Source organism: Serratia sp. 506_PEND (assembly GCF_001076875.1).
Lineage (GTDB): Bacteria > Pseudomonadota > Gammaproteobacteria > Enterobacterales > Enterobacteriaceae > Serratia > Serratia marcescens.
The window spans coordinates 1-6,137 of sequence record NZ_JVEL01000290.1 but is presented as its reverse complement, the minus strand read 5'-3'; the positions used below and the strand labels follow the sequence as shown (position 1 = coordinate 6,137).

Genomic DNA, 6,137 nt, shown 5'->3' with positions numbered 1-6,137 from the left:
CGCTTGTCGAGACGGTTGCTGATGTCGCCGCCTCGCTTTCCCCCGCTCCGACTCCCGCGATCCAGATGGCGGTGCATGCCTTTTTGAGTGAGGGGCATTTTCTTCGGCATCTGCGAAAAATGAAAAGAGTTTACCATGCCAGAAGTACTGAACTTTCCCGCATAATGAAGGCGTTAGGCTACACCGTTCAGGTCCATGGTTTATCCGTTTTAATCAACCTGCCAGACGGCTCTCAGGATCGCACCATTGCGCATTACGCCTATAACTTTGGCCTGGCGCCATCCCCGCTTTCAGCCTGGTATCAGTCAGGGGTAGCGGAAAAGTCCGGTCTGTTGCTTGGCGTATCAGGCAAGGAAGGCGAATCACTCCTCCATGCCTGCGAGCGGCTGGATCGATTGATCCGTAAACTCGCTTAACGGCCCCCTTGCGATTCTCGCGCTTTCCTCTTCCGCTTGTCTCGCTCTGGTACACAAAAATCATTCGTTTTTGGTTCTTTTTAAGATCTTACTCTCTTTCTATCCTGTAGGGGTCAGTCAGCATTGCCGGGTACACAACCGTGTCCGGCTGTACTCATAAGGCATCGGAGGAGAAGTATGAGAATTTTAATTGCAGGCGCAACGGGGGCAATCGGGCTGCCAATGACAAGGGTGCTCTGCTCCCTTGGACATCAAGTCGCAGGCTTGACGCGTCAAGGAAAAGGTATCGCCCAACTCCATGAACTCGGCGCCGAAGCGCTGTGTGTGGATGCGATGGATTCACATGCGGTGCGCGAAGCTGTCGAAAAGTTTCAGCCTGATACGATTATCGATCAACTGACATTGCTGCCGGCTAATCCTGCCGACATTATCCGCTCGATCCCCGCGGATACGGCTTTACACAAAGTGGCCGGACATCATTTACTTGAAGCGGCGAAAGCCTGCGGCATCAGCCGTTATATTCTTCAGTCCCGTGGCTTTTATCTTGATGCGGCGGCCGGAAAACTGGCCAGTGAAAGTGCCGCCCTGCGGATCCAGGCGCCGGGGGTGATCGGGGAAAGCTGTAACGTATTGTCTGACTATGAAAACGCCGTCAGGATGCTTCCCGGGATCGCAGGGGTGGTACTGCGTTACGGATTCTTCTATGGCCCTGGCACCTGGTATCGACCAGAAGGCGCCATCGCCGAACAGGCTCGCAATGGCGAAAGCGTCATTTTTGGCGAAGGTAATGCAGTCTGGTCTTTCGTGCATATTGACGATGCCATTGCCGCCACCATTGCGGCGCTGGGATCCGAACCTGGTACCTATAATATTGTCGATGATAATCCGCTTCCGGTGAATCAGTGGCTTCCTGAGTTTAACCGTTGGGTCGGCGCGCCTGAACCTACGCGGTTGAGTGCCGCAGACGCGCTATCGCTCGCGGGTGAAGAAGGACTCTACTATCACACCGCCCTGACCGGAGCGTCCAACCAGGCCGCGAAAGAAAAACTCGGTTTTTCACCTCGCCCTCTGATCTGGCACCGCCAGTCCTGAATACGATACGGTGCGGCGCAGCCGCACCGTACTGTGACAATATCAACAGGTATCAAAAGAAATGAGCCATCGGGATAAACAGTATTTTGATTTTATGCTTGGTGATAATCGATTATTACGCGCATCTTTAATACCTCGCCATGACGGGAGCTATAGTCCGCACCTCTCGGAAATTGTCGATATCCCCCATCCGGCAGACGATATTCCGCTGACCCCGGTCCCCTGTGAACAAGGCAGCGGCCAGTACGAGGCCTTCATGCAACTGTTAGGGGTGGTTCTGTGGAAAATTTCAAAGACAGCAACACGACTAGAGTCTGTCATCATCAGAGCGGGTGTAGATGACGATGGCGAGAAGACGCTGCTGAAGATCACCCATCATTTTGCCCCCGGGGTGATGGTAAGCCGGGGGCGCGTCGCTGACGTAGTAAGCGTACGGCGAGAACCGTATTGACGAAGTGAGTGACATTTCAAACGGGCTAAATCGGGTGACTTTGTAATCTTGCAATAACACACTTGCAGTTACCCTGTCACGTCAATCCACTCCGCTCCGGTGATGCTGGCCAGCCGTTGCGGCGCAATTCTCACGCCTGAGTTATCACTGCCGCCTGCCGGAAGCACTTCACTGTAGCTGCACAGGCTGCGATCGCAGTAAACTCTCACCGTTGCCGGTGCGGCAAAGGGGCAAACGCCGCCGGGCGGATAGCCGGTCAGCGCCTCCACCTCCTCCGCCGGCAGCATGCGTGCCTTTACGCCAAAGAATTGCTTGTACTTCTTGTTATCGATTCTGGCGGTTCCCGCCATCACCAGCAGCACCACGCCATCGTTCACGCGAAACGACAGCGTCTTGGCGATCTGCCCGCCCTCCACGCCAAAGGCTTCCGCCGCCAGCGCTACCGTCGCGGTATTCTGTGTCAGCACCGTCACCGCCGTTTCCGGCGCGTGCTCGGCCAGAAAACGCTGAACGCGTTCTATGCTCATGCTCCTTCCTCCTGATATTGCTAAGCCATTGATAATGCCGCAGTGATGGTTTCGGTTTTAACATCGCATGCTAAAAATGAGAATCAAAATTGTTCAAATCGCTGGATCTGAACAAAGCTTTAAGGGGCCAATGGCCTTTTTACCCATCATTTTTCATGGAGATGCCTGCATGACCACGCAAACGACAGCAAGGCCCTCAGCGGCCGCAGTGGCCGTCTATGAATGGCTCAACCCGATACCTTATGGATTTTTCACCGCGGCGCTCATTTTCGACATCATTTATGCCTGCACTGCCAATATTCAGTGGGTTAATGGCGCCAGCTGGCTAATCGCCATCGGCCTGATTTTTGCCATCATTCCTCGCCTGATTAACCTGGTGCAAGTATGGTTCGGCAGCGCTCGGCTGCTGGGTTCGTCGGTCAAACTCCATTTCTGGCTGAACCTGTTGGCCATCGTTCTCGCCATTATCAACGCTTTCGTGCATAGCCGGGATGCGTATGCCGTGGTGCCGCAAGGCCTGGTGCTGTCTGCGATCGTGGTCGCGCTGCTCAGCCTGGCGAATATTCTGCTGGCCCTTGGCGCCCGCGCAAAATAAGGAGGTTTTCATGAAGCTCTCATCTCTGGCGCTCACCCTTTCCGCCGTATTGACCTTGGCCGGCTGCGATAACAGTGCCGTCATTTCGCCGGAACAACAAATGGGGCCGGATCCGGCGTTGCCGGCGGCGCAAGATTTCCTGATGCCGCCGATGCAGGTGCCAAAGGGCGTGGGCTGGCAGCAAAACCAGATGCCGAAAGTCGCCGAAGGCTTGAAAATCGACAAGGTGGCAGACGGTTTGCTGCACCCGCGTCAGTTGCTGACCCTGCCCAACGGCGATGTGTTGGTGGTGGAGGCCAACGGGCCGGGCACCGAAGCGGTCAGCACGCCCAAGCAGCTGATCGCCGGGCTGGTTAAGGGTCAGTCAGGTAAAGGGGGAAAAGGCGGTAACCGCATCACCCTGTTGCGCCCCACCGCCGACGGCAGCTGGGAAAAGCATGTCTTCCTCGAGGGGCTCGATTCTCCGTTCGGCGTTCAGCTGATTGGCAACACCCTGTATGTGGCCAACACCGGCAATATCATGCAGTACGCCTATCAGCCGGGCGAAACGCGCATCAGCGATCCGGGTAAAGAGCTGGCCGATCTGCCGGACACCATCAACCATCATTGGACCAAGGCCCTGCTGGCCAGCCCGGACGGTAAAAAGCTGTATGTCGGCGTTGGATCCAACAGCAACATCACCGAAAACGGCCTGGCCGTAGAGTACCGGCGCGCCGCGGTATTGGAAGTGGACACCGCCTCCGGCGCCAGCCGCATCTTCGCCAGCGGCCTGCGCAACCCGACCGGGCTGCAGTGGGAACCGCACAGCGGCAAGCTGTGGGCCATCGTCAACGAGCGTGACGAGATCGGCGCCGATCTGGTGCCGGACTACCTGACCTCGGTACAGGACGGCGGCTTCTACGGCTGGCCTTACAGCTATTTCGGCCAGCACGTCGATCGTCGGGTGCAGCCGGCACGGCCGGATCTGGTGGCGAAAGCCATCAAGCCGGACTACGCCCTCAGCTCGCACGTCGCGCCGCTGGGGCTGTTGTTCTACACCGCGAGCGCTCTGCCGGCCGACTATCGCGGCGGCGCCTTTGTCAGTGAGCACGGCAGTTGGGATCGCTCGCCGCTGAACGGCTACCGGGTCAGCTACGTGGCGTTCGAACAAGGCAAGCCGGTCGGTAAACTCAAAGCGGTGGTCACCGGCTTTGTCTCCGACGACGAGAAGGAACTCTATGGCGCACCGGTTGGATTAGCGGTCGACAAGGCCGGCGCCCTGCTGATTGCGGATGACGTGGGCAACACCGTTTGGCGCGTCAGCGCTAAATAACGTTAACGTGCAGGTTCCGATGAACCTGCACGTGACATTGTCACTTGATGCTTTGCGCCAACCAGACCGTTCTTCCCCCGCAGGCGGGATCTTCCACCACATGATCGACCACGCGGAAGCCGTTCTCCTGCAGCAGGCGCGTATACTCCTCCGGCGCCAGGCTGGCGTGAAACAGCGGCTGGCCGTCGAAATTGCCGATCGCCACGCCGTCTTCAGGGCCGCTGGTGAACATCAGTGCGGCATGCGGCTTGGCGTGCCGTCTGAACAGTAGAAACATGCGGCGCTGATCGTCGCGCGCCAGATGGAAGAAGCTGTCCCAGGCCAGCAGGCCGTCGAATCTTGTCGCCAGACTCAGCCGGCGCATGTCCATCTGCCGCCACTCCTGCTGTGGAAAACGCTGCCGGCAGCGCGCGATCATCGCCTGCGCGCCGTCGATGCCGGTGACTCGATACCCTTGTTCGATAAAATAGGCGGCGATCGGCGCGCCATTGCCGCAGCCGAGATCCAGCAGCCGCGCGTTGGCCGGGGTAAGCTGCAAAAAGCGGTCGAGCCACGGCCGCTCAAACAGCGTGGTGGGTCTGAGGCGTTCCCAGGCGGCGGCATGTTCGTCATAAAGCGAAATAATCGTGCTCGCCAGTTCTTCCGTCATTAATATTGTCCCCGTCACGTTAGTGGCGCAATAAAAATAGCCTTTGGTCAGAATTAAAGCGCTTATCCGATAATATATTCATCAACAGGCCGTTGACCAGAAATAAAAGGTTTTAACATTTCGACATAAACCAGTACAATTCCCTCCCCTGTGTTAACCCTTTTTTAGGTTGATTGTGTCGTTAATTCAGCCCTCTGCATCGCGAAATCGGGCCGCCGCCTGGTTAGGGATGTTTGCCATTCTGATGTTGTTCATTGCGCCGGTGATCTCGCGATCTCTGGAGCATGTACGCGCCGGAAGTGCTGGAACGGCCGTCATGGCGGATTGCGGCATGGATATGCCGATGCATCACGGGATGCGCTCGCCGTCGTCTGAACCTGAAAAAGCCTCGCAGCCGCTGATGCAGCACGGCGGCGGCCACCACAACATGGCGATGATGATGGACGACAGCGCCTGCGGCTACTGCGTGCTGTTGCTGCACGCGCCGCTGCTGGACGTGAGCCACGCCCCGCTGTTCTGGTCTCAGTCGCTGGCTTCGCGCCCGCCGCCGATCCGCTATCTCGTTCCCCTGTTTGCCCACGTCGTTCACACCGAATTACAGCCGCGCGCGCCCCCCCCTCTCTTTCCTCTGATTTAACAATAAGCCCATTGCCGTTCTCTGTATTGCCGTTGATCGCTTCAACCCGGCGGAATTAATTCGCCCAACGATTAAGCACCGAGACGACATTATTAATCCGGTTATTTCCACGCTGATGGAATTAACCCCCGTATTTACCGATGGTGATTTTCGCCAGGCCGCCCCACGCCTGAATAATCCCTCGGCCAAGAACGGAAAAAGTTAGCTTAAGGAAAGATGATGTTTAAACCCGTTTATAAAAAGAACGCCGCCGCCCGCGCCATCACCGCCGCCATGCCGCTGTTCCTGCTGGCTGGCCACGCGGCGCAGGCGCATCAGCACCCTGCCGACACACAGGTTAATGATGGCGACGTGATCACCGTCACCGCACCGCTCTACTCTCCGCTGACCATCGTGACGTCACCGAAAACTCCGCGTCAGCCGGTGCCGGCCAGCGATGGCTCGGACTACCTGAAAAC

7 protein-coding genes and 2 pseudogenes are annotated in these 6,137 nt (G+C 57.3%); 7 read left to right on the top strand and 2 right to left on the bottom strand.

What is annotated here, in order from left to right; translation table 11 throughout:
• The 3 genes and pseudogenes from ADK28_RS07675 to ADK28_RS07665 all read left to right on the top strand — a co-directional run.
• Positions 1-416 (top strand): annotated as a pseudogene (locus ADK28_RS07675) (PLP-dependent aminotransferase family protein); the annotation flags it as partial.
• 177 nt (positions 417-593) lie between these two features.
• A complete protein-coding gene (locus ADK28_RS07670; RefSeq protein WP_048795333.1) occupies positions 594-1,508 on the top strand; it encodes an NAD-dependent epimerase/dehydratase family protein in 915 nt (304 codons plus the stop codon).
• A gap of 61 nt (positions 1,509-1,569) precedes the next feature.
• The gene (locus ADK28_RS07665) at positions 1,570-1,959 is read left to right on the top strand and encodes a hypothetical protein (protein WP_048795332.1); all 390 of its coding nucleotides are present in this window, start codon (positions 1,570-1,572) and stop codon (positions 1,957-1,959) included.
• Positions 1,960-2,027: 68 nt separating this feature from the next.
• Here the strand turns inward: ADK28_RS07665 and ADK28_RS07660 are convergent, their stop codons facing one another.
• On the bottom strand, positions 2,028-2,486 hold the full coding sequence (locus ADK28_RS07660; RefSeq protein ID WP_033640290.1) for a YbaK/EbsC family protein: 459 nt from the start codon (positions 2,484-2,486) through the stop codon (positions 2,028-2,030).
• 169 nt (positions 2,487-2,655) lie between these two features.
• Here ADK28_RS07660 and ADK28_RS07655 point away from each other — a divergent pair, with 169 nt between their 5' ends.
• Together ADK28_RS07655 and ADK28_RS07650 are read left to right on the top strand one after the other, a co-directional pair.
• Positions 2,656-3,081 (top strand): DUF2231 domain-containing protein, encoded by a 426-nt coding sequence (locus ADK28_RS07655; protein ID WP_033640288.1) that lies wholly within the window; start codon positions 2,656-2,658, stop codon positions 3,079-3,081.
• 10 nt (positions 3,082-3,091) lie between these two features.
• Positions 3,092-4,393: a PQQ-dependent sugar dehydrogenase gene (locus ADK28_RS07650; protein WP_033640286.1), complete on the top strand. Its 1,302-nt coding sequence runs from the start codon at positions 3,092-3,094 to the stop codon at positions 4,391-4,393.
• Positions 4,394-4,433: 40 nt separating this feature from the next.
• Here ADK28_RS07650 and ADK28_RS07645 read toward each other — a convergent pair whose 3' ends face one another.
• Entirely contained in the window at positions 4,434-5,042 is a 609-nt protein-coding gene (locus ADK28_RS07645) for a class I SAM-dependent DNA methyltransferase (RefSeq protein ID WP_033640284.1), read from the bottom strand.
• Positions 5,043-5,271: 229 nt separating this feature from the next.
• On the opposite strand from ADK28_RS07645, the gene ADK28_RS07640 reads away from it, so the two are divergent.
• Both ADK28_RS07640 and ADK28_RS07635 read left to right on the top strand, forming a co-directional pair.
• The gene (locus tag ADK28_RS07640; RefSeq protein ID WP_075202049.1) at positions 5,272-5,679 is read left to right on the top strand and encodes a DUF2946 domain-containing protein; all 408 of its coding nucleotides are present in this window, start codon (positions 5,272-5,274) and stop codon (positions 5,677-5,679) included.
• A gap of 219 nt (positions 5,680-5,898) precedes the next feature.
• Positions 5,899-6,137, top strand: a pseudogene (locus ADK28_RS07635) (TonB-dependent copper receptor); the annotation flags it as partial.